This is a genomic window from Mycobacterium sp. SM3041 (assembly GCF_039668335.1).
Lineage (GTDB): Bacteria > Actinomycetota > Actinomycetes > Mycobacteriales > Mycobacteriaceae > Mycobacterium.
In genome coordinates, this window is sequence record NZ_JAYXBQ010000017.1 from 47700 (window position 1) to 66903 (window position 19204).

Here is a 19204-nt window from a genome sequence, read left to right on the forward strand (position 1 = left end):
GACGTCGACTAGATTATGGAGGCGCAGCCCATGGCCGTTCTTCTCGCTCTCGTGTTGGGCAGTTTGGCCGCGCGCGTAGCCGGCTGGTTCGGGGTCGGTTACGTCGACAGCTGGCCGAGCGCCATCGCGGTCGGCCTGGCCCTGATGTTCTTCATGACCGGCGTCGCGCACTTCACCCCGGGCATGCGGCGCGACATGATCGCGATCGTCCCACCGCGGCTGCCCTCGCCGGAACGTCTGGTGGCCATCACCGGCGTGCTCGAACTGCTCGGCGCTGTCGGGCTCCTGTTTCCGCCCACTCGCGTCGCGGCCGCGATCTGCCTGTTCCTGCTGATGCTGGCCATGTTCCCGGCCAACATCTACGCCGCGCAGATGCCCGACACCCCGCCGTCCATGACGGCGAATCTAGGTGTGCGCTCCGTCCAGGAGGTCGTCTACCTGGCCGCTGCCATATTTGTCGCGGTCCGCGGTGGCTAGCACCCAGGCGTACTGGAACGCGGCTTCTTTCCAGCGTTCGTAACGCCCACTGGTGCCGCCGTGCCCGGCGGCCATCTCGGTCTTGAGCAGGACGGGATGGTCGTCGGTCTTGGTGCTGCGCAGCGCGGCAACCCATTTCGCCGGTTCGACGTAGTACACGCGGGTGTCGTTGAGCGACGTCATCGCCAGGATCGCCGGGTAGTCCTGGGCCGTCACGTTCTCGTACGGCGTGTAGGACTTCATGTAGTCGTAGACGTCCTTGTCCGCCAACGGATTACCCCACTCGTCCCACTCGGTGACGGTGAGCGGCAACGACGGATCGAGGATGGTGGTCAGGGCGTCGACGAAGGGCACCTGCGCCAGGATCCCGGCGAACAGCTGCGGCGCCATGTTGGCGACCGCACCCATCAGCAGGCCACCGGCACTGCCGCCGAGGGCCACGAGATTCTCCGGCCGGGTGACGCCGGTGGCGATGAGATGCTCTGCGGCACTTATGAAGTCGGTGAAGGAGTTCTTCTTCTCCAGCAGCTTGCCGTGCTCGTACCAACCGCGTCCCAACTCGCCGCCGCCACGCACATGCGCGATGACGAACACCACGCCGCGGTCCAGCAGCGACAGTCGCGCGATCGAGAAGCGCGGGTCCTCGCAGGACTCGTAGGCGCCGTAGCCGTACAGCAGCGCCGGCGCCGGCGTCGGCGCGCCCGCCCGCTGGATGATCGACAGCGGCACCTTCGTGCCGTCGGCCGCCACGGCCCAGTCCCGGCGCTCGAGATAGTCCTGCGGCCGGTAGTCACCGAGAACCGGCTGCTCGCGCAACAGGATTCGTTCCCCGGTGGCCAGGTCCAGGTCATAGATCCGCACCGGGATGACGAACGACGTCGCCCCCACCCGCAGCCGCGGCGACGACCAGTTCGGGTTGCCCGAGAGGCCGACCGACATCAGTTCCGACTCGAAGGCGATCTCCTGGGTGTCGCCGTAGTTGCCGTCGGAATCGAAGGGCCACAGCTGAATCCGCGGCAAGGCTTCGCGGCGATAACTGACCACCAACTGGTCGGCGAACGCGTCGACACCATCGAGGCGCACGTCGTCGCGGTGCTCGATGAGCGTGCGGGCGCCCTCGAGGCCGGCCAGCGGGGCAGCGGACACCGGCACATCCACGAGGGTGAAGTTCTCGGCGCCGTCGTTGTGCAGGATCAGGAACCGATCCTCGCCGCCGACCACCGCGTGCTCGACCGAGTACTCCACGGAATCCTTGCGCGGCAACACGACCGTGAACTCGGCCTTGGAATCGCGCGCGTCGGCGTAGCGCACCTCGGAGGTGACCGCGCTGCCGGCCGCGATGAAGATGTACTTGTCACTGCGGGTGCGGCCCACGCCCACCCAGAACCGCTCGTCGGATTCGTGGTGCACCTTCTCGCCCGGCAGCCCGGAGCCCAGGCGGTGTCGCCAGACGGTGTCGGGCCGCCAGGCCTCGTCGACCGTGACGTAGTAGAGCGTCCGGTTGTCGGCCGCCCAGGTGCCGCCCGCGCCGATGCCGGTGATCCGGTCGTCGTACAGCTCACCCGTGCGTAAATCCTTGAACTTCAACGTGTATCGCTCGTCGCCGACGGTGTCGACGGAGAACGCCAGGATGTTGGCGTCGACACTGACGGTGGCCGCGCCGAGAGAGAAGAAGTCATGCCCCTCGGCCTCGACGTTCTCGTCCAGCAACACCTGCTCGCCGGGGACCTCGGTGTGCTCGTCGAGCTGCGGCGGGGTCCAGTCGTCGGGATCGCTGATGGGGCACCGGCAATGCACGCTGTACTGCTTGCCCTCGAAGCTGCGGGCGTAGTACCACCAGTCGCCGCGACGGGTCGGCACCGACAGGTCGGTCTCTTTGGTACGGGCCTTGATCTCGTCGAAGATCTTCTGCCGCAACGGTTCCAGTGGTGCGGTGATCTCCTCGGTGTAGGCGTTCTCCGCGTTCAGGAGTGCGAGCACCTCGGGATCGTTCTTGTCGCGCATCCACTCGTACGGGTCGATGAACACGTCGCCGTGGTGTTCGCGGCGATGCTCGACCTTCTTGGCGATCGGCGGGGTGCTCACGCGCCGACCCAATCGGCAAAGCGGCGGCCCGAAATCCGTTCGTACGCTTCGATGTATCGCGCCCGGGTGGCCTCGACGATGTCGTCGGGCAACGGCGGGGGCGGGGTGTCACCGGCGCGGTCCCAGCCGGAGTCCGGGCCGGTCAGCCAGTTCCGGACGAACTGCTTGTCGAAGCTGGGCTGCACCACACCTTCGGTGTAGCCCTCGACCGGCCAGTACCGCGACGAGTCCGGTGTCAGCACCTCGTCGGCCAGCACCAGCCCGCCGTCGGCATCGACTCCGAACTCGAACTTGGTGTCCGCCAAGATGATTCCCTTGGTCAGCGCGTGCGCGGCGGCGGCGCTGTAAACCTTCAGGGTCTCGTCACGCAGCTGCTCGGCCCGCTCGGCGCCGACGAGCTTCACGACGGCATCGAACGCGATGTTCTCGTCGTGTGCCCCGATCTCGGCCTTGGTCGCCGGCGTGAACAGCGGCTCACCGAACCGACTGGCCTCTGTCAGGCCCTCGGGTAGCGCGATGCCGCACACCTGGCCCGTCTTGCGGTAGTCGATGAGCCCCGAACCGGTCAGGTAGCCGCGCGCCACGCACTCGACCGGCATCATGTCCAGGCTGCGCACCACCAGAGCGCGGCCCAGCACCTCGGCGGGGATGCGGTCGTCATCGGCCGGGCCGGCGAGGTGATTGGCGGTGCCCAGCTGCTCGGCCAGATAGTCGAAGAAGAAAACGCTCATTGCGGTCAGCACGCGGCCCTTGTCCGGGATCTCGCTGTCGAGGACGTAGTCGAAAGCCGAAATCCGGTCCGATGCGACGAACAGCAGGTGGTCGTCGTCGATGCGGTACAGGTCGCGAACCTTGCCGCTGGTCAGATGCCGGTAGTCGGACAAAGCTGGGCGCATCGGACCACCCTATCTGTTGGGATGGTCGGTATGAGTTCGCGCTATGTGCCCTACGCCCGGACGCCGGGCCGGTTGCTTGCCCAGCTGACCAGCGACGTCGTCGCGCTGGTGTGGTTCGTCATCTGGATCTCCGTCGGCGTCGCGGTGCACAGCGCGATCGCCACCATCGCCGACGTCGGGCGTCAGGTGCACGACGGTGCCGACGGTGTCGCGGACAGCCTGGCCTCTGCCGGCCACAACGCCGACGGCATTCCCCTGATCGGGAAGGCGTTCGGGACCCCGTTGCGGTCGGCGGGCCACGCCGCGGTCGACATCGCGGGCGCGGGCGACAGCCTGAACAGCACCGCGAGCTGGCTGGCCTGGGTACTTGCACTGGCAGTGGCGCTACCGCCCATCCTCGCCGTGGCAATGCCGTGGCTGGCACTGCGGATCCGGTTCTTCCGCCGCAAGTGGACCGCGGTGACGCTCGCGTCGACCGACGCCGGCGAGCAGCTGCTGGCGTTCCGGGCGCTGGCCAACCGGCCGTTGGCAAAGCTGACCGAGGTTTCCGACGACCCGGTGACCGCCTGGCGTACCCACGACCCCGTCACGATCCGGAAGCTGGCGGCTCTGGAGTTGCGGTCTGCCGGGCTGCGCCCGGCCCGCCCCACGTCGTCCTGAGGGAAATTGCCGACATTTCGTGGGCGTTTGCTCTTGCATTGCCGCTGAGTCGTTGCTTCACTGTATGCCGCCGGCAATATATTTGAGGACTTCTCTGGCTGATCGCTCCAGAAGCGCGGGCGCCGCCAGACCGCGAACTCCTGCCCGGCTACTCGCTGCTCTACCGATCGTTGCTGCCCAATCGATCGTTCCAGCAGTTCTCTACCCATCAATTTGGGTGTCTTACCCATCCAACTGAAACCTGGCAACGAATACCAGTTTGTCGTGCTCGTGAACCGTGCGGGCACCACAGACGTGTACAGGGCACAGCACTTCCCTACGAGCCGTCAATGTTGCCGGCTCCTCAGGTGTGCGCGTGATCAGCATTTCTCTGGCCGTTGGGCCGGGAGAGGAAGCCATGGCAGAAAAACTCAAACCGCATTTTGCGGACGTCCAGGCGCATTACGACCTGTCAGATGATTTCTTCAGACTGTTTCTGGATCCGAGCCAGACCTACAGTTGTGCATATTTCGAGCGCGACGACATGACGCTGGAACAGGCCCAATTGGCGAAGATCGACCTCGCGTTGGGCAAGCTGGGCCTCGAGCCCGGCATGACACTGCTCGACGTCGGCTGCGGCTGGGGCGCGACGATGCGGCGCGCGATCGAGAAGTACGACGTCAACGTCGTCGGGCTGACACTGTCGAAAAACCAAGCCGCATATGTCAATCACGTGCTCGACGGCGTGGACACCACACGTTCGCGCCGCGTGTACCTCGAAGGCTGGGAACAGTTCGACGAAACGGTCGACCGCATTGTGTCCATCGGCGCGTTCGAGCATTTCGGCCATGATCGCTATCCGGCGTTCTTTCAGATGGCCTATGACGCGTTGCCGTCCGATGGCGTCATGCTGCTGCACACCATTTGCGGCATCGACCCGCGCCGGGCCGAGGAAATGGGCATTCCGTTGACGTTCGCGTTGGCCAGATTTGTGAAGTTCATCGTGACCGAGATCTTCCCCGGTGGCCGTCTGCCGTCCATCGAGATGGTTGAAAACCTCTCCACCGCAGCCGGATTCCGCGTCACCCGCGTGCAGTCACTGCAGCCGCACTATGCGAAAACCCTCGACCACTGGGCCGAGGCACTGGAGGCGCACCGCGACGAGGCCATCGCGATCCAGTCGGTGGAGGTCTACGACCGGTACATGAAATATCTGACCGGTTGCGCCGACATGTTCCACCGCCGCCAGGTGGACGTCAATCAATTCACCCTGCAGAAGTAGCAGACCAACCACAGCCTGTCCCCAGACCGCAATCACAAAGACGCGGCGTTGCGCCGCGTTGGAAAGCACGGATCCATGCCTGCTGGTTCCCAAGAAGAAATGCGTCCACATTTCGAAGAGATTCAAGCCCACTACGACCTGTCGGACGATTTCTTCGCCCTGTTCCAAGACCCGTCGCGCACCTACAGCTGCGCGTACTTCGAGCCTCCGACCCTGACCCTTGAGGAAGCGCAGCTCGCCAAGATCGACCTCAACCTCGACAAGCTCGACCTCAAACCGGGAATGACGTTGTTGGACATCGGTTGTGGCTGGGGCGCGACCGCAAGACGAGCAGTCGAGAAGTACGACGTCAACGTCATCGGGTTGACGCTGTCGAAGAACCAGAGGGCATTCACTCAACAACTGCTGGACGACATCGGCAGCGACCGGACCCGCCGGGTCCTCCTACAGGGCTGGGAACAATTCGACGAGCCCGTCGACCGGATCGTGTCCATCGAAGCCTTCGAGCATTTCGGGTTCGAGCGCTATCCGGATTTCTTCAAGAAGTGTTTCGACATCCTTCCGGCCGACGGTCGGATGACGATCCAGAGCAGCGTCGGCTTCCATCCGTACCAGTTGAACGCGGACGGTAAGAAAGTCACCTTCGAAACCGCACGCTTCATCAAATTCATCGTCACCGAAATCTTCCCCGGCGGGCGGATTCCGACGACGGACATGATGATCGAGCACGGCGAACGGGCCGGTTTCGTCGTCCCCGAGGCCATATCCCTACGGCCGCACTACATCCGGACGCTCAAGACCTGGGGCGACGCACTCGAGGCCAACCACGCGAAAGCTGTTGAGGTCCAATCAGAAGAGGTGTACCAGCGCTTCATGAGATATCTGCGCGGGTGCGAACGATACTTCACCGAAGGACTGCTCGACGTCACGCTCGCCAGTTATCACAAGCGCAGCGCCTAGGTAAACGTGCGACCGGCCCCGGGCGGGCCGGTTGCACGTCAAATACGTTGATGCACAGCGCTTTTGCCCACCCCTACGATTCGGGACCCGGCCCCGCCGAATGCGGCGAGGTTTCAGGGTCGGACCATTGCTCCCAGAACAGCAGCCTCGCCCGCACCGACGGATTGCTGACGGCATCGAGCGTGCGCACCCCGGCGGCCGCGATCGCAGGCACACCGACCAGCCGGTGGAACCATCGACCGCGGCGATATTCCTTGCCCCATGCCGCTTCCACTCGCTGGGTGTAGTTGGTGAAATCGTCTGGCCCACCGTTGGTCAGCGCCGCGATGGCGCATTCACCGGCCGCCAGTCCGGATTGCAACCCCTTGGAGATCCCTGCGCCTGAAGCCGGCCGCGCCGCGCCGAGCGCGTCGCCGGCGAACAGGACACCGGGTCGCCACGGCGGCCACGCCGTGAATCCCATCGGTAGCCGCCACGCCCGTACCGCCTTCGCTTTCATCAACTCGCCGATCGACGGTAGCTGCCACTCTTGGGGTAGTCCGGCCAGGAACTCACCAAGCAACTGCGTCGCGTTGATCTGCTGCCACTTCTTGTAGCTGTTCACATACCCGAGACCGATGTTCACCCGGCCCCCGCCGAGTGGGAAAACCCAGCCATAACCCGGCAGTTGATCGCCGCGGAATCTCAGTTGTAAGTGCACATCGAGCGAGTCGACATCCGGTCGATTGGCGGACATCTCGGCCCGGATCGCGATCGCGGCGTAACCGTTGTGCTGCGAGACGAGATTCAGGGCCCGCTTGATCGGCGAATGGGCGCCGTCTGCGGCAATCACCGCATCAGCTGCGACCCGTTCGCCGCTTTTGAGCACCACTCCTGCCACGCGCCCACCGTCATCGAGAATCGGTCCGGCGACCTCGGTGCCGCGGCGCACCTCGGCGCCGCAGAACTCGGCCCGGTCGAGCAGCATCAAGTCGAGATCCAGTCGGCGCGCCACGTGACCGTGATCAGGCATCCCCGGGCGGTCCGGGAATGCCAGGTCCCAGCGGCTCGGACTGTAGACGGTGGCCCGATTCACGCGGTGGAACTTCGCGACCTGCTCAGCGAGTCCCATCTTCTGGATGTAGCTGACGGCCCGCGGTGTCAGGCCATCACCACACGGCTTGTCTCGGGGGAACTCAGCCTTGTCCAGCAACAGCACGCGAGCCCCTGCCTGCGCCGCCTGCCATGCGGCCGCCGACCCTGCCGGGCCGCCGCCCACTATCGCCACGTCAAATCGCTGCGTCATCTGGTTTCACTCTCGTCCGACGCCCGAGCCACCACGCTGCGGGTCGCAGGAGGGGTTCGGAGCCAGGGGCGGCCCGGATGGGTGCGGCAGCGAATTCGGTGTCTTCGGGTACACGAGTCTGGCCGTTCCCTCCCTTCAGTCGAATCACGTTGGCGGACAATCCTGATTCCATCCGCCCGCGGACCCATCCAAAAGCACCGGGGCTCCGAATCAGTAAACAAAGAACAAACCACCGCGGCAGTCGTCCGCACTGAGGAGACCCGGATGCAACACCCTCGCTATCCACACATCGCGGCCGCCGGCCTGTCGATTGTCGCCGTCATCGGCCTATCAGCGTGTTCGGACGCCGGCACCAAGTCGGCATCCTCAGCTGCGCCGAGTACGAACATGGCTTCTATGCCAAGTGCTGCCTCGGCAGTGACATCGGCCCCACCCGACACGGCACTCGTGGGCACTGGTTGCCAGGCTTACGCACAGCAGGTCCCCACTGGGCCGGGTTCGGTCGCCGGGATGGGGTTGCACCCGGTCGCGACGGCAGCCTCCGACAATCCGATGCTGACCACGCTGACGGCGGCACTGTCGGGCAAGCTGAACCCAAACGTCAACCTGGTCGCGACTCTGAACAATGGCGAGTACACCGTTTTCGCGCCCACCGACGATGCCTTCAAGAAGCTGCCGGCAGCGACTCTGGACTCACTCAAGACGGACTCCGCCACCCTGACCAGGATCCTCACGTATCACGTTGTGCAAGGCCAACTCTCGCCTGCGGCGGTGGCCGGAACCCACACCACCCTCGAGAGCTCGCCGGTGAGCGTCACCGGCGACGGCGCAGGTCTGAAAGTCAATGACGCCGCGCTGGTGTGCGGCGGAGTCAAGACCGCGAATGCCACGGTGTACATGATCGATTCGGTCCTGATGCCGCCGACCTGACGGAATCACACCGCGATTCGGTACTGATCAGCCGAAGCCGCAGCCATTAAATCGATATCCGTTGCACTTCAAGGCTTTTCATAATCGACTGAATCCAGTCCCACCGCCAGGAAGGAACCTCATGGCGCCGAAACTTCAACCCCATTTCGCGGACGTTCAAGCCCACTACGACCTGTCCGACGACTTCTTCAGACTGTTCCTGGACCCCAGCCAGACCTACAGCTGCGCATACTTCGAGCGCGACGACATGACGCTCGAACAAGCCCAAACAGCCAAGATCGACCTCGCCCTCGGAAAACTCGGCCTCACACCGGGAATGACGCTGCTCGACGTCGGCTGCGGCTGGGGTGCCACCATGTGCCGCGCCATCGAGAAGTACGACGTGAACGTCGTCGGCCTCACCTTGTCCAGAAACCAGGCCACCCACGTCGAGCGGCTCTTCGACGACATGGACACCACCCGCTCCCGTCGCGTCCTCCTCGGAGGCTGGGAGCAATACGACGGAACAGTCGACCGGATCGTGTCGATCGGCGCCTTCGAACATTTCGGTCACGAACGCTATCCGGCGTTCTTCCAGATGGCATACGACGCCCTCCCGCCCGACGGCGTCATGCTGCTGCACACCATCTGCACCACCGATCCGCGTTACACGAACCTGCCCGTGACGATTGACCTCCTGCGGTTCGTCAAGTTCATCATGACCGAGATTTTCCCGGGCGGCCGACTGCCGTCCGCCCCGATGGTCCGTCAGCACGCCGCGGCGGCCGGATTCAAGGTGACTCGTGTCCAGTCATTGCAGCCGCACTACGCGAAAACCCTCGACCTCTGGGCCGAAGCCCTGGAATCACACCGCGACGAAGCCATCGCAGTGCAATCGGTCGAGGTCTACGACCGGTATATGAAATACCTGACCGGGTGTGCGAAGTTGTTCCGGCTGCGCCAGGTCGACGTCAATCAATTCACCCTCGAAAAGTCGTGATTTGTGCACGATTTTCCGCGCCACCCGCGGATTTTCGTGCACAAATCACGACAGGGACACCCAGAGGTGCCGGAGGCCGGTGTGCCGGTTGCTGCGGGTCCATTCGGGCGGCTCGACCACCTGGATGTCGGGGAACCGGGTGAGCAGCTCCTCGAACAGCACCCGCAGCTCCAGCCGCGCCAGGTTGGCTCCCAGGCAGTAGTGCAGTCCCTGCCCGAATCCCAAGTGTGGGTTGGGCTTCCGGGTCACGTCGAACGTCATGGGGTCGGCGAACACCAGCTCGTCACGGTTGGCCGAACCTTCCCACACGACCACCTTCTGTCCCGCCTCGATATCGCAGCCGCCGAGCGACACGGCACACGTGGCGGTGCGCCGCTTGGACGGCGACGGTGACGTCCAGCGCACCATCTCCTCGATCGCCGACGGCAGCAGCGACAGGTCGGCGCGTAGCAGCGCCAGCTGAGATGGGTTCTCGCACAGGGCCAAAAGCCCGCCGGCCACCGAGTTCCGGGTGGTCTCGGCGCCCGCACTGAACAGTAGGTTGAAGAACAGGTACACCTCGAGATCGGATACCCCCTCGGCGTTGGCCACCACCGACAGCATGTCGTCGGTCGGCTCGGCTCGCTTGGCAGCGATCAGCTCCATGCCGAAGTTGTACATCCGGGAGCCGGCTTCCTCCACGGACAACCGGGTGATGGCGGCCTTGCGCGAGCCGCCGAAATCGAAGCTCGGCTCGATGGCCTCGAACAGCCAATGTCGTTGCGACTCAGGGATGCCCATCAGGATGCAGATCATCTGCATGGGCAGCTCGGCGGCGATGTCGACCAGGAAGTCGAACGGCACCCCCGGCGACACCGCGTCGAGCAGGGCCTGGCTGCGCGCGCGAAGGTCGTCCTCGACCCGCGCGATCATCCGCGGCGTCAGCCCCGACGACACCAGCCGCCGAATCTCCGCGTGCCGCGGGTCGTCCATCATGTTCAGCACCTGGCCGGCGATCGACAGGTCCTGGATCAGCGTCCCGCCGAACGGGCGTACACCGCCCGTCACCGACGAGTATGTGACCGGATCACGCAGCACCGCAAGGATTTCCGCATGTGTGGCGACCGACCAGAAGCCTTCGCCGTCCGGGGTGTTCTCGGTCGGCTCGTGCCAGTACACCGGAGCTTCCGCGCGGTGCCGTGCGAACAACTCGTGCGGGAAGCCCGACGCGAAGTTGTCGAGGTCGGTCAGGTCAACCCCGGCCAAGCTTCCCGCCAAGGTCACAGGATGGCGCCCGAGGTGTACTTGGCCGCTTCCGGGTACTGCGCGACCAGACGGTCCACCGCCGCGACGACGGCGTCGACCTGGTCACCGGCGGCGCCGCTGAACGCCTGCTTGTCGGCCAGCGCCGCATCGAGCTCGACGCGGTCCAGCGGGAGGCGCGAGTCGGCTGCCAGCCGGTCCAGAAGGTCTGGCTCCAAACCCTTTTCGCGCATCGCGAGCGCGACGGCGACGGCGTGCTCCTTGATGACCTCGTGCGCGGTCTCGCGGCCGACGCCGGCGCGCACCGCCGCCATCAGGATGCGGGTCGTCGCCAGGAACGGCAGGTAGCGGTCCAGCTCGCGCTGGATCACGGCCGGGTAGGCGCCGAACTCGTCGAGCACCGTCAGGAACGTCTCGGTCTGTCCGTCGATGGCGAAGAACGCATCGGGCAGCGCGACGCGGCGCACCACCGAGCAGAAGACGTCGCCTTCATTCCATTGCGCCCCAGCCAGTTCCGCGGCCATGGAGCCGTAACCACGAAGGACGACCTGCAGGCCGTTGACGCGCTCGCACGAGCGGGTGTTCATCTTGTGCGGCATGGCCGACGAGCCGACCTGCCCGGGCGCGAAGCCCTCGGTGGCCAGTTCGTGGCCGGCCATCAGCCGGATGGTGTGCGCGAACGACGACGGGCCGGCGCCCAGCTGCACCAGCGCGGACAGCACGTCGTGGTCCAGCGACCGCGGGTACACCTGCCCGACGGAGGTGAAAACCTCGGTGAATCCCAGGAATTCCGCAACCCGGCGCTCCAGGTCGGCCAACCGCGAGGCGTCACCGCCGAACAGATCCAGCATGTCCTGCGCGGTGCCCATCGGGCCCTTGATGCCGCGCAGCGGGTAGCGGTCGATCAGCTCCCGCAGCCGGGTCAGCGCGACCAGGGTCTCCTCGGCGGCCGAGGCGAATCGCTTGCCGAGGGTGGTGGCCTGCGCCGCGACGTTGTGCGAGCGGCCGGCCATCACCAGGTCGCGGTACAGCGCGGCGCGCTCGGCGAGCCGGGCCACCACCGCGACGCCGTGCGAGAACACCAGTTCCAGCGACTGCCGGATCTGCAGCTGCTCGACGTTCTCGGTGAGGTCGCGGCTCGTCATGCCCTTGTGGACGTGCTCGTGGCCGGCCAGCGCGTTGAACTCTTCGATGCGCGCCTTGACGTCGTGCCGGGTGACGCGTTCGCGCGCGGCGATGGAATCCAGGTCGACCTGGTCCAGCACCCGCTCGTAGTCCTCAACGACGCCGGACGGCACGGCCACGCCCAGTTCGGACTGCGCGCGCAGCACGGCCAGCCACAGCCGGCGTTCGGCGACGATCTTGTTCTCCGGCGACCAGATGGCCACCATCTCGTCGCTGGCGTAACGATTGGCCAGCACGTTGGGGATGCTCACGGGACTACAGCCTACTAAGCCCGCTTATAGGGCGACCCGGCGTTCTTGGTCGAAGGGCGCCAAGACGTCGATGACGTCCACGAGGGTCGCCCGGGCCGTCGCGCGCGGGCCGTCGCCGTCACTCACCATCGACGCCACCACCGCGCCGTCGACGGCACAGACCAGGGCCGTGAGCAGTTCGGCCCGCACCGAGCGCCCGGACCGTTCCACCACCTCGATGACGGCATCGGACCGCTGCTTGAGGATGCGTCGCTGCACGTCACGCAGCCCGGGCTGGCGGGCGCAGGCGATGTACCGCTCGTAGCGGGAAATCAACTGGTCGGACGCCCGGTTACCGTCACCGACCAGCAGATCGACCAGTAGATCCGCCGTCGCGTCCGCGCCGCGGCGGCGTCGCGACAACGCCGAGACGCGCATGCGCAGCTGCTGAGATTCCGATTCTCCGACGTGCTCGACCGCCTTTTCGATCAGGTCGTCGAGGGACGAGAAGTAGTACGTCGTGGAGGCCAGCGGCAGCCCGGCCCGCTGCGCCACGGCGCGGTGCCGGACGGCGTCGAAGCCGCCCTCACACAGCAGCTCGGCGGCAGCGCTGACCAGCGCATACCGTCGCCGTTCCCCCTTTGGGGTGACTGCTGTCATCACCCTGTAAATGCTGCCAGGAATGGTCACGCGGCGATCACGATTTCACGTAATCCATTAGGCATTACTCAGGAATGACGGGCTGCGGCCGATGGCATGATGGCGGCCATGGCAGAGCTGAGCCGACGCGCCGTCCTCCGTCTCGGAGCCGGCGCCGCCGCAGGGGCCGCCGGCGCATTCGCGTTGGGGTCGACGTCGGGCCGCCCGACCGTCACCGCGACCCCGGTGACCATGACGAGCGTCGGGGTGCCGCTGGCGCCACCCCCGGCCGTCGCGGATCCGGCACCGACCTACGTGACGGGTTCCTTCGTCTCGCAGGCCCGCGGCGGCATCTCCACCAACTGGGCCATCGCCCGCCCGCCGGGCCAGACGGCCCCGCTGAGGCCCGTGATCGCGCTGCACGGCAAAGGCAGCGACGCCGCGACGGTGATGGCCGGCGGCGTCGAACAGGGGCTGGCGCAGGCCGTCGCCGCGGGACTGCCGCCGTTCGCGGTCGTGGCCGTCGACGGCGGTGGCGGCTACTGGCACAAGCGGGCTTCGGGCGAGGATTCGGGCGCCATGGTGCTCGACGAGCTGATCCCGATGCTGGCCGCGCAGGGCCTCGACACCTCGCGGGTGGGTTTCCTGGGCTGGTCGATGGGTGGCTACGGCGCGCTGCTGCTGGGCGGGCGGCTGGGCGCGGCCCGCACCGCGGCGATCTGCGCCGTCAGCCCGGCGCTCTGGACGTCATCGGGAGCGACGGCCCCGGGCGCGTTCGACGGCGCGGCCGACTACGCCGCCAACTCGGTGTGGGGGCTGCCCGGGCTGGCCGGTATCCCCATCCGGATCGACTGCGGTGACAGCGATCCGTTCTACTCGGCGACCAAGCAGTTCATCGCACAGCTGCCGAACGGCGCCGCGGGCGGCTTCTCCCCCGGCGGACACGACGCGTCGTTCTGGAGCGCACAGCTGCCGGCCGAGATCTCCTGGCTCGCCCCGCTCCTCGTCCAGTGATTTGTGCACGAAAATCCGCGGTCACCGCGGAAAATCGTGCACAAATCCCGGTTAGAGCGAGATGCGGCCTTCGGCGGCGGCGAGGCCGATGTCGGTCCGGAAGTGGCTGCCCGGCAGGCGAATCGACTCGATGATGCGGTAGGCCTCGGCCCGCGCGGCCGCCAGATCCGCGCCGGTGCCGACCACCGACAGCACCCGGCCGCCGGAGGAGACGACGCTGCCGTCATCGCGGCGACTGGTGCCGGCGTGCAGCACGCCGGCCGTCTCCGATCCGGTGATGACGTCCCCGACGCGGGGGCGGCCCGGGTAGTTCTCGGCAGCTACGACGACAGTGACGGCCGACCCGTCCTGCCACTGCAGCGCACCGACTGAGTCCAGGGTCCCGGTGGCGGCGGCGTTCAGCAGCGTGCCGAGCGGCGTCTCCAGCAGTGCCAGCACCGCCTGGGTCTCGGGATCTCCGAAGCGGCAGTTGAATTCGACGACGGCCGGGCCGTTCGACGTGATGGCCAGGCCGGCGTACAGCAGGCCCGAGAAGGAGCTGTCGCGCCGAACCAGTTCCGCGGCAACGGGTTTGACGACCTCGTCGACGATCTGGTCGACGACCGCGGCGGGCAGCCACGGCAGCGGTGTGTAGGCGCCCATGCCGCCGGTGTTGGGTCCGCTGTCGTTGTCGCCGACGCGCTTGAAGTCCTGCGCGGGCAGCAGCGGCACCACGGTCTCACCGTCGACGACGCAGAACAGCGACACCTCGGGCCCGTCGAGGAACGACTCGAGCAGCACCGGGTGGCCGGATTCGAGCAGTTCGGCGGCGTGCGCGCGGGCGGCCTCCCGATCGGCGGAGACGACGACGCCCTTGCCGGCGGCCAGACCGTCGTCCTTGACGACCCAGGCCTGCTGACCGGCGGGCGGACCGAAGCGGTCCAGGGCCGCGTCGAGGTGGGCGGGGTTGTCGACGATCTCGCTGGTCGCGGTGCGAACGCCGGCCGCGGCCATGACGTCCTTGGCGAACGCCTTGGAGCCTTCGATGCGGGCGGCGTCCTTGGAGGGCCCGAAGGTTGCGATGCCGGCCGCGCGCAGCGCGTCGGCCACACCCAGCACCAGCGGCACCTCAGGGCCGATCACGACCAGGTCGGCGGCGAGCTTCTTGGCCAGCGCGAGCACCTCGTCGGCGGCGGTGATGTCGACGTCGTGCTGCTCGGCGACGGCGGAGGTACCGGCATTGCCGGGAGCGACGGCCAGGTAGTCCACCTGGGGGTCGCGGCTCAGGGCGAGCAGCAGGGCATGTTCACGGGCACCGGAGCCGATCACGAGGACGCGCACAGCCACACCCTAGTAGCTGGTGGGCTCGTCCTAAACTGGGCAGGCCCGACGCACGCGAGGAGGTCCGCACCGGTGGAGCCGCTGGATGCCTTCCTACTGATGTGGGAGCGGGCCCGCGCCACCTTCGGCGAGGGCGTTCCGCACGACCGCTCCGAGTTCGACAAGAGCGAGCAACTGCGCGCGCTCCAGGAGCAGGTGCAGGCCGCGGGTCCCGGTTCGCACTGGACCGGCGGCGCGGCCGACCGCTACGCCGACGCCAATGCCAAACACGCCCAGGCCCTCGGCCGGCTGGCCGACCTCGACAAGCGCGTGGGCGACGAACTCGAGCGGTCCGCGGACGTGGTCAACGGCGGCCGCCGCGAACTCGACGCACTCAAACACTGGGTGACCGACCTCGCCGACGAAGCCAAGAAAACCCCGACCGCCGCCGCCGACCACGCGCTGTGGTCGGCGATCGGCAAGGCCAGCGGCGACGTCGCCGACATCATCCAGCGCTCACACACCGACTTGTCGGGGGTCGCCGGCCGAATCCAGAGCCTCGACAGCGAGTTCGACGACTTCTGAGCGCAGAATCACCAACACCGGTATCGGCGCTGCGCCAGTGGCATTGGGCACTCGAGCTTTCTCGCCACAGCAGCAGGGTCAACGCGGACGTGCCGCGACGGTGCAGACAGACCGTTCTACCAAAGGTTCTGGCGATCTGGTCGCACGTTCGCGAACCGTCAGCCCCATTGCGGGCACTCCCGCCTACACCACCGTCAGCGGCAGGGACTTGCGTTCCTCGAAAACCCATGCCGCACCGCTGCTGACCTTGCACACCGAGACCTCGCCGAGTTCCTTTGCCGGCGTGTCGGTTTCGATGAACCTGACGGTCCAGTCGGTGGCATCGCCGGACACCTCGGCCCGCAGCAAGGGATTGACGGCTGTTGCGATCGCCTGCAGCGGCAGAGCGGACTCCGGGGAGACCAGCGTGATCCAGGCGCCGTCCTCGTGTGCGGGCGACGGGTGCACGTGCACCTCGTCGGCCGAAACGTCAACGGAGACATATGCGGCCGGGTTGAGCAGCGGATGCAGCTCCAATACCCGCAGGGCGCCGGCGGCATCGGCCGGCAACCCGAGCACCTGACGGATGCGCTCGGCCGCCACGCCGGAGATGCCGATCAGGGACTTGGTCCGGATGGACCGTTCCTTGTCGGCGTCGCCGTCGCAGCGGGCCCGCACGGCCAGCGCGAAAGACAGCACCAGCAGGTGCATCTGCAGACACACCTCGTCGGCGATGCGCACCAGCGCCGAGTGCGAGAACGCCGAGAAGTCGACGTCGCCCACCAGCGGGCCGGAGTAGTCGGCCTGGCCCTCGTCCGCGGGATCGATGTCGTCGAGCTCGCATCGGTAGGCATTGGTGGCGCCGATGATGTCGAGCTGCGGGATGAAACCGACCTCGGGATAGGACTCGTCGATGATGACGGTCCACGCGCACGCCGGGGTCCGGTCCGCGGGGACCCGCGGCGGCCGGTGGATGGGCCGCACCTGGCAGCGCCGGTTGGTCGCCAGCGCCGTCGCGTCGAACGTCGGGTCCTCGATGTCATGGCACATGCCGCGCACGTAATCGGGGCCCATGGGCTCGACGTCCATGAGAGCGCCACAGTGGTCCAGGTGGAATTCGCCGTGCCAGCGGTCGTGCACGGTGTACCGGAAGTCCATGAACTGCGGCGGCGCGCCGATGTCGAGCTGCAAGCCCTTGAAGATCGTGATGACGTCCACGCCTTCGTATTTCAGCGCCTTCTGCATCCGTTTGGTGTAGAGCGGGCTGGACCCGGCCCACTCCTCGATGGCGACCTGCAGCATCTCCTCACGGCCGAATTCGACGATGCACCAGGCCATTCCGGCGCGGTCGATGAGCTGGCCGATCAGCAGCAGCTCGGGCACCAGTGCCGCGAGCTCAGCACGCGACAGCGACGCGTACCTACTTGTCATCGAGCTCGCTCCCGGTGTTCATCTTGACGGCGGCATTGACGTTGGCCTTGCGGTCCTCGTCGAGGCCCTTCTCAGCGGCCTTGCGCCGCCTCGCGACCACCTTGGACACGGCGCCGTTGAACGCCGACCCGAGCGGAAAGCCGAGGTACTGCGTCAGGAAGATGCCGATGTCCTTGAGCTCGGCCTCGGTGAATTCCTCGTTGAGCAAGGCGGCGTTGATCTGAATCTCGGCGAGGTCCTGCGAGCCGACAGCGGTGACGCACGTGAACGTCATCAGGCGCTTCTCCCGCATCGACAGTCCGGGCTTGCTCCAGATGGTGCCGAACAGGTGATCCACGGTGAGGTCGAAGTACGGGTCGCCCTCGATGTTGGGCATCTCCCAGCCGTAGACCTCGTTCATCTTCGCCAGGCCCTTGGCGCGCAACTCGTCCATCAAGACTCCTTCACATGCGGTACGCCGAGACCCTCGGCGAGGTTGGCCAGCGCCAGCTCCGCAAGCGGAAGATCCACTCCCACAGCCGAACCCAGCCCCAGCGCCAGCGACAGGTCCTTCTCCGCCAGCCCGCGGGTGTGGACGAACATGTTGTAGAGGAAGTGATCTGGCGCCAGTGGTTTGGTGTCGTCGCGCGCCATGATCGCGCCGGGGCCACCCGACTGCGCATCACTGTGCCGCACCACGCGGCCCAGCTTCTGCAGGTCGATGCCCGACGCCTCAGCGAGCTTCTGCGCCTCACACGCGGCGGCAAAACCGATGAACGTCAGCATGTTCCGCGCCAGCTTCATCTTGGTTCCGGCGCCAGGTTCGCCGGCCCGCACGACCAATGACGCCCACTGCTTGAAGACGGGCTTGACCTTGTCGTAGGCCTCGTCGTCGGCGCCGACCATGACCGCCAGCTCACCCTTGCTCGCCGCATGGGCGCCCCCGCTGACGGGGGCGTCGACGATGTGAATCCCCTTGGGCCGCAACTGCTCGGCCAGCTCGACGGCTGTGGTCGGCTCGATGGTGGAGTGGATCGCGATCACCGTGCCGGGCGCGGCATGCTCGGCCAGCTGCGTCACGACGTCACGGACCTGCTCGTCGTTGAGCACGGTCACGCTGATGACGTCGGCCTTGGCCACCTCGGCGACGCTGCCGGCCAGGGTGGCGCCGAGCTCGGCGAACGGCGCCATGGACTCGGCACGGACGTCGAAAACGATGAGCCCGCCGGGCCATTCGGCCAGGCGCTTGGCCATGGGGGCGCCCTGGTTGCCCAGCCCGATATACCCCAGCTTCACGTCAGAACTCATGACCGGATGATCTGTCCACCGTCGACGTTGAAGATCTGCCCGGTGATCCAGCTGGCCTCGTCGGACAGCAGGAACAGGCACATGCCGGCGAGGTCTTCGGGGGTGCCCATGCGCGCCAGCGGCAGGGTCTGCACGATCTGCTTGACGATGGCCTGCGGCGTGGTGCTGCGGTTGGCCTCGGTGTCGATCGGGCCGGGCGCGATCGCGTTGATCCGGATGTTGCGCCAGCCCAGCTCGCGCGACAGCTGCTGCGTCAGGCCGTTGACCCCGACCTTGGCCAGACCGTAGAAGTTGGCGTAAACCCATGCCGCGGTGGAGGACTGGTTGACGATCGATCCGCCGCCCCGCTTCTCCATGTGCGGGAACACCGCGCGGGTACACACCAGCGCACCGTCGAGGTTGACGCTCATGAACTTGCGGTAGTAGTCCCAATCGACGGTCAGCAGACCGTCGAGCTTCATGCCGCCGAAGATCGCGGCGTTGTTCACGAGGTAGTCGATGCCGCCGAATTCCGCGACGGCCGCCGCGGCCATCTCGTTGGCCGAGTCGATGTCCGACACGTCGACCCGCACGGCCAGCGCCTTGCCGCCGTCGGCCTTGATGCCGGCGGCCACCTTCTCGGCGCCTTCGACATTGATGTCGGCGATGACGACCGCAGCGCCTTCCCGGGCCAGCGCCTCGGCGTAGACCTGGCCGATGCCGCCGCCCGCGCCGGTCACGATTGCGACCTTGTTCTCAAACCTGCTCATGATTTCCTCTCGAATAACGCTTGTCAGTCAA

Annotated in this window: 19 protein-coding genes; 8 read left to right on the plus strand and 11 right to left on the minus strand. The window is 66.6% G+C overall.

Features of this window, described 5'->3' with window-relative positions; genetic code table 11:
- The first annotated feature begins 30 nt into the window (after nucleotides 1-30).
- Nucleotides 31-477, plus strand: a complete 447-nt coding sequence (locus VXD91_RS05230) for a DoxX family protein (protein ID WP_133428317.1) — start codon at nucleotides 31-33, stop codon at nucleotides 475-477.
- On the opposite strand, the gene VXD91_RS05235 is transcribed toward VXD91_RS05230, so the two are convergent.
- Nucleotides 406-2562, minus strand: coding sequence for a S9 family peptidase (locus tag VXD91_RS05235; RefSeq protein ID WP_346414836.1), 2157 nt, complete (start codon nucleotides 2560-2562; stop codon nucleotides 406-408). The genes VXD91_RS05230 and VXD91_RS05235 overlap by 72 nt on opposite strands.
- Nucleotides 2559-3458, minus strand: coding sequence for a phosphoribosylaminoimidazolesuccinocarboxamide synthase (locus VXD91_RS05240; protein WP_346414837.1), 900 nt, complete (start codon nucleotides 3456-3458; stop codon nucleotides 2559-2561). The genes VXD91_RS05235 and VXD91_RS05240 overlap by 4 nt, the downstream gene beginning before the upstream one ends.
- 30 nt (nucleotides 3459-3488) lie before the next feature.
- On the opposite strand from VXD91_RS05240, the gene VXD91_RS05245 reads away from it, so the two are divergent.
- From VXD91_RS05245 to VXD91_RS05255, 3 genes are all read left to right on the plus strand, one after another.
- Complete coding sequence (locus tag VXD91_RS05245) at nucleotides 3489-4118, plus strand: hypothetical protein (RefSeq protein ID WP_346414838.1); 630 nt, start codon at nucleotides 3489-3491, stop codon at nucleotides 4116-4118.
- A gap of 397 nt (nucleotides 4119-4515) precedes the next feature.
- Nucleotides 4516-5379 (plus strand): cyclopropane mycolic acid synthase family methyltransferase, encoded by an 864-nt coding sequence (locus tag VXD91_RS05250; protein WP_135355864.1) that lies wholly within the window; start codon nucleotides 4516-4518, stop codon nucleotides 5377-5379.
- Nucleotides 5380-5454: 75 nt separating this feature from the next.
- Nucleotides 5455-6339 (plus strand): cyclopropane mycolic acid synthase family methyltransferase, encoded by an 885-nt coding sequence (locus tag VXD91_RS05255; protein ID WP_346414839.1) that lies wholly within the window; start codon nucleotides 5455-5457, stop codon nucleotides 6337-6339.
- Between the two features lie 73 nt (nucleotides 6340-6412).
- Here the strand turns inward: VXD91_RS05255 and VXD91_RS05260 are convergent, their stop codons facing one another.
- Nucleotides 6413-7624, minus strand: coding sequence for a geranylgeranyl reductase family protein (locus tag VXD91_RS05260; protein ID WP_346414840.1), 1212 nt, complete (start codon nucleotides 7622-7624; stop codon nucleotides 6413-6415).
- Between the two features lie 264 nt (nucleotides 7625-7888).
- Between VXD91_RS05260 and VXD91_RS05265 the strand changes: the two genes are divergently transcribed.
- Together VXD91_RS05265 and VXD91_RS05270 are read left to right on the plus strand one after the other, a co-directional pair.
- Entirely contained in the window at nucleotides 7889-8554 is a 666-nt protein-coding gene (locus VXD91_RS05265) for a fasciclin domain-containing protein (RefSeq protein WP_064860545.1), read from the plus strand.
- A gap of 121 nt (nucleotides 8555-8675) precedes the next feature.
- Nucleotides 8676-9533 (plus strand): cyclopropane mycolic acid synthase family methyltransferase, encoded by an 858-nt coding sequence (locus VXD91_RS05270; protein ID WP_064860544.1) that lies wholly within the window; start codon nucleotides 8676-8678, stop codon nucleotides 9531-9533.
- Nucleotides 9534-9578: 45 nt separating this feature from the next.
- On the opposite strand, the gene VXD91_RS05275 is transcribed toward VXD91_RS05270, so the two are convergent.
- Genes VXD91_RS05275 through VXD91_RS05285 form a run of 3 tightly spaced genes read right to left on the minus strand, consistent with a single transcriptional unit; the run spans nucleotide 9579 to nucleotide 12850 of the window.
- Nucleotides 9579-10796 carry a cytochrome P450 gene (locus VXD91_RS05275; protein WP_346414842.1) on the minus strand — a complete coding sequence of 406 codons (1218 nt, stop codon included), beginning with the start codon at nucleotides 10794-10796 and terminating at the stop codon, nucleotides 9579-9581.
- A complete protein-coding gene (gene purB, locus VXD91_RS05280; RefSeq protein WP_346414843.1) occupies nucleotides 10793-12211 on the minus strand; it encodes an adenylosuccinate lyase in 1419 nt (472 codons plus the stop codon). The genes VXD91_RS05275 and purB overlap by 4 nt, the downstream gene beginning before the upstream one ends.
- Before the next feature lie 24 nt (nucleotides 12212-12235).
- Complete coding sequence (locus tag VXD91_RS05285; RefSeq protein ID WP_166428169.1) at nucleotides 12236-12850, minus strand: TetR family transcriptional regulator; 615 nt, start codon at nucleotides 12848-12850, stop codon at nucleotides 12236-12238.
- Between the two features lie 96 nt (nucleotides 12851-12946).
- Here VXD91_RS05285 and VXD91_RS05290 point away from each other — a divergent pair, with 96 nt between their 5' ends.
- Complete coding sequence (locus VXD91_RS05290; protein ID WP_346414844.1) at nucleotides 12947-13843, plus strand: alpha/beta hydrolase-fold protein; 897 nt, start codon at nucleotides 12947-12949, stop codon at nucleotides 13841-13843.
- A gap of 51 nt (nucleotides 13844-13894) precedes the next feature.
- Here the strand turns inward: VXD91_RS05290 and purD are convergent, their stop codons facing one another.
- On the minus strand, nucleotides 13895-15163 hold the full coding sequence (gene purD, locus VXD91_RS05295) for a phosphoribosylamine--glycine ligase (protein ID WP_346414845.1): 1269 nt from the start codon (nucleotides 15161-15163) through the stop codon (nucleotides 13895-13897).
- A 72-nt stretch (nucleotides 15164-15235) separates the two neighbouring features.
- Between purD and VXD91_RS05300 the strand changes: the two genes are divergently transcribed.
- Nucleotides 15236-15727, plus strand: coding sequence for an EspA/EspE family type VII secretion system effector (locus VXD91_RS05300; protein WP_346414846.1), 492 nt, complete (start codon nucleotides 15236-15238; stop codon nucleotides 15725-15727).
- Nucleotides 15728-15910: 183 nt separating this feature from the next.
- Here the strand turns inward: VXD91_RS05300 and VXD91_RS05305 are convergent, their stop codons facing one another.
- The 4 genes from VXD91_RS05305 to VXD91_RS05320 are packed head-to-tail and all read right to left on the minus strand — an operon-like array spanning nucleotide 15911 to nucleotide 19173.
- Nucleotides 15911-17137 (minus strand): hypothetical protein, encoded by a 1227-nt coding sequence (locus tag VXD91_RS05305; RefSeq protein ID WP_346414847.1) that lies wholly within the window; start codon nucleotides 17135-17137, stop codon nucleotides 15911-15913.
- Nucleotides 17127-17570, minus strand: a complete 444-nt coding sequence (locus VXD91_RS05310) for a carboxymuconolactone decarboxylase family protein (RefSeq protein WP_226520553.1) — start codon at nucleotides 17568-17570, stop codon at nucleotides 17127-17129. The genes VXD91_RS05305 and VXD91_RS05310 overlap by 11 nt, the downstream gene beginning before the upstream one ends.
- Nucleotides 17570-18424: an NAD(P)-dependent oxidoreductase gene (locus tag VXD91_RS05315; protein WP_346414848.1), complete on the minus strand. Its 855-nt coding sequence runs from the start codon at nucleotides 18422-18424 to the stop codon at nucleotides 17570-17572. The genes VXD91_RS05310 and VXD91_RS05315 overlap by 1 nt, the downstream gene beginning before the upstream one ends.
- Entirely contained in the window at nucleotides 18421-19173 is a 753-nt protein-coding gene (locus tag VXD91_RS05320) for an SDR family oxidoreductase (RefSeq protein ID WP_061002506.1), read from the minus strand. Before VXD91_RS05320 ends, VXD91_RS05315 begins: the two co-directional genes overlap by 4 nt.
- Between the last annotated feature and the right edge of the window lie 31 nt (nucleotides 19174-19204).

Bases quoted from the DNA above. Each gene is read 5' to 3' on its own strand.
- VXD91_RS05270 (WP_064860544.1), top strand. From the start codon at position 8,676: ATGGCGCCGAAACTTCAACCCCATTTCGCGGACGTTCAAGCCCACTAC.
- VXD91_RS05230 (WP_133428317.1), top strand. From the start codon at position 31: ATGGCCGTTCTTCTCGCTCTCGTGTTGGGCAGTTTGGCCGCGCGCGTA.
- VXD91_RS05245 (WP_346414838.1), top strand. From the start codon at position 3,489: ATGAGTTCGCGCTATGTGCCCTACGCCCGGACGCCGGGCCGGTTGCTT.
- VXD91_RS05260 (WP_346414840.1), bottom strand. From the start codon at position 7,624: ATGACGCAGCGATTTGACGTGGCGATAGTGGGCGGCGGCCCGGCAGGG.
- VXD91_RS05240 (WP_346414837.1), bottom strand. From the start codon at position 3,458: ATGCGCCCAGCTTTGTCCGACTACCGGCATCTGACCAGCGGCAAGGTT.
- VXD91_RS05320 (WP_061002506.1), bottom strand. From the start codon at position 19,173: ATGAGCAGGTTTGAGAACAAGGTCGCAATCGTGACCGGCGCGGGCGGC.
- VXD91_RS05310 (WP_226520553.1), bottom strand. From the start codon at position 17,570: ATGGACGAGTTGCGCGCCAAGGGCCTGGCGAAGATGAACGAGGTCTAC.
- VXD91_RS05305 (WP_346414847.1), bottom strand. From the start codon at position 17,137: ATGACAAGTAGGTACGCGTCGCTGTCGCGTGCTGAGCTCGCGGCACTG.
- VXD91_RS05290 (WP_346414844.1), top strand. From the start codon at position 12,947: ATGATGGCGGCCATGGCAGAGCTGAGCCGACGCGCCGTCCTCCGTCTC.
- VXD91_RS05285 (WP_166428169.1), bottom strand. From the start codon at position 12,850: ATGACAGCAGTCACCCCAAAGGGGGAACGGCGACGGTATGCGCTGGTC.
- VXD91_RS05255 (WP_346414839.1), top strand. From the start codon at position 5,455: ATGCCTGCTGGTTCCCAAGAAGAAATGCGTCCACATTTCGAAGAGATT.
- VXD91_RS05250 (WP_135355864.1), top strand. From the start codon at position 4,516: ATGGCAGAAAAACTCAAACCGCATTTTGCGGACGTCCAGGCGCATTAC.
- VXD91_RS05315 (WP_346414848.1), bottom strand. From the start codon at position 18,424: ATGAGTTCTGACGTGAAGCTGGGGTATATCGGGCTGGGCAACCAGGGC.
- VXD91_RS05265 (WP_064860545.1), top strand. From the start codon at position 7,889: ATGCAACACCCTCGCTATCCACACATCGCGGCCGCCGGCCTGTCGATT.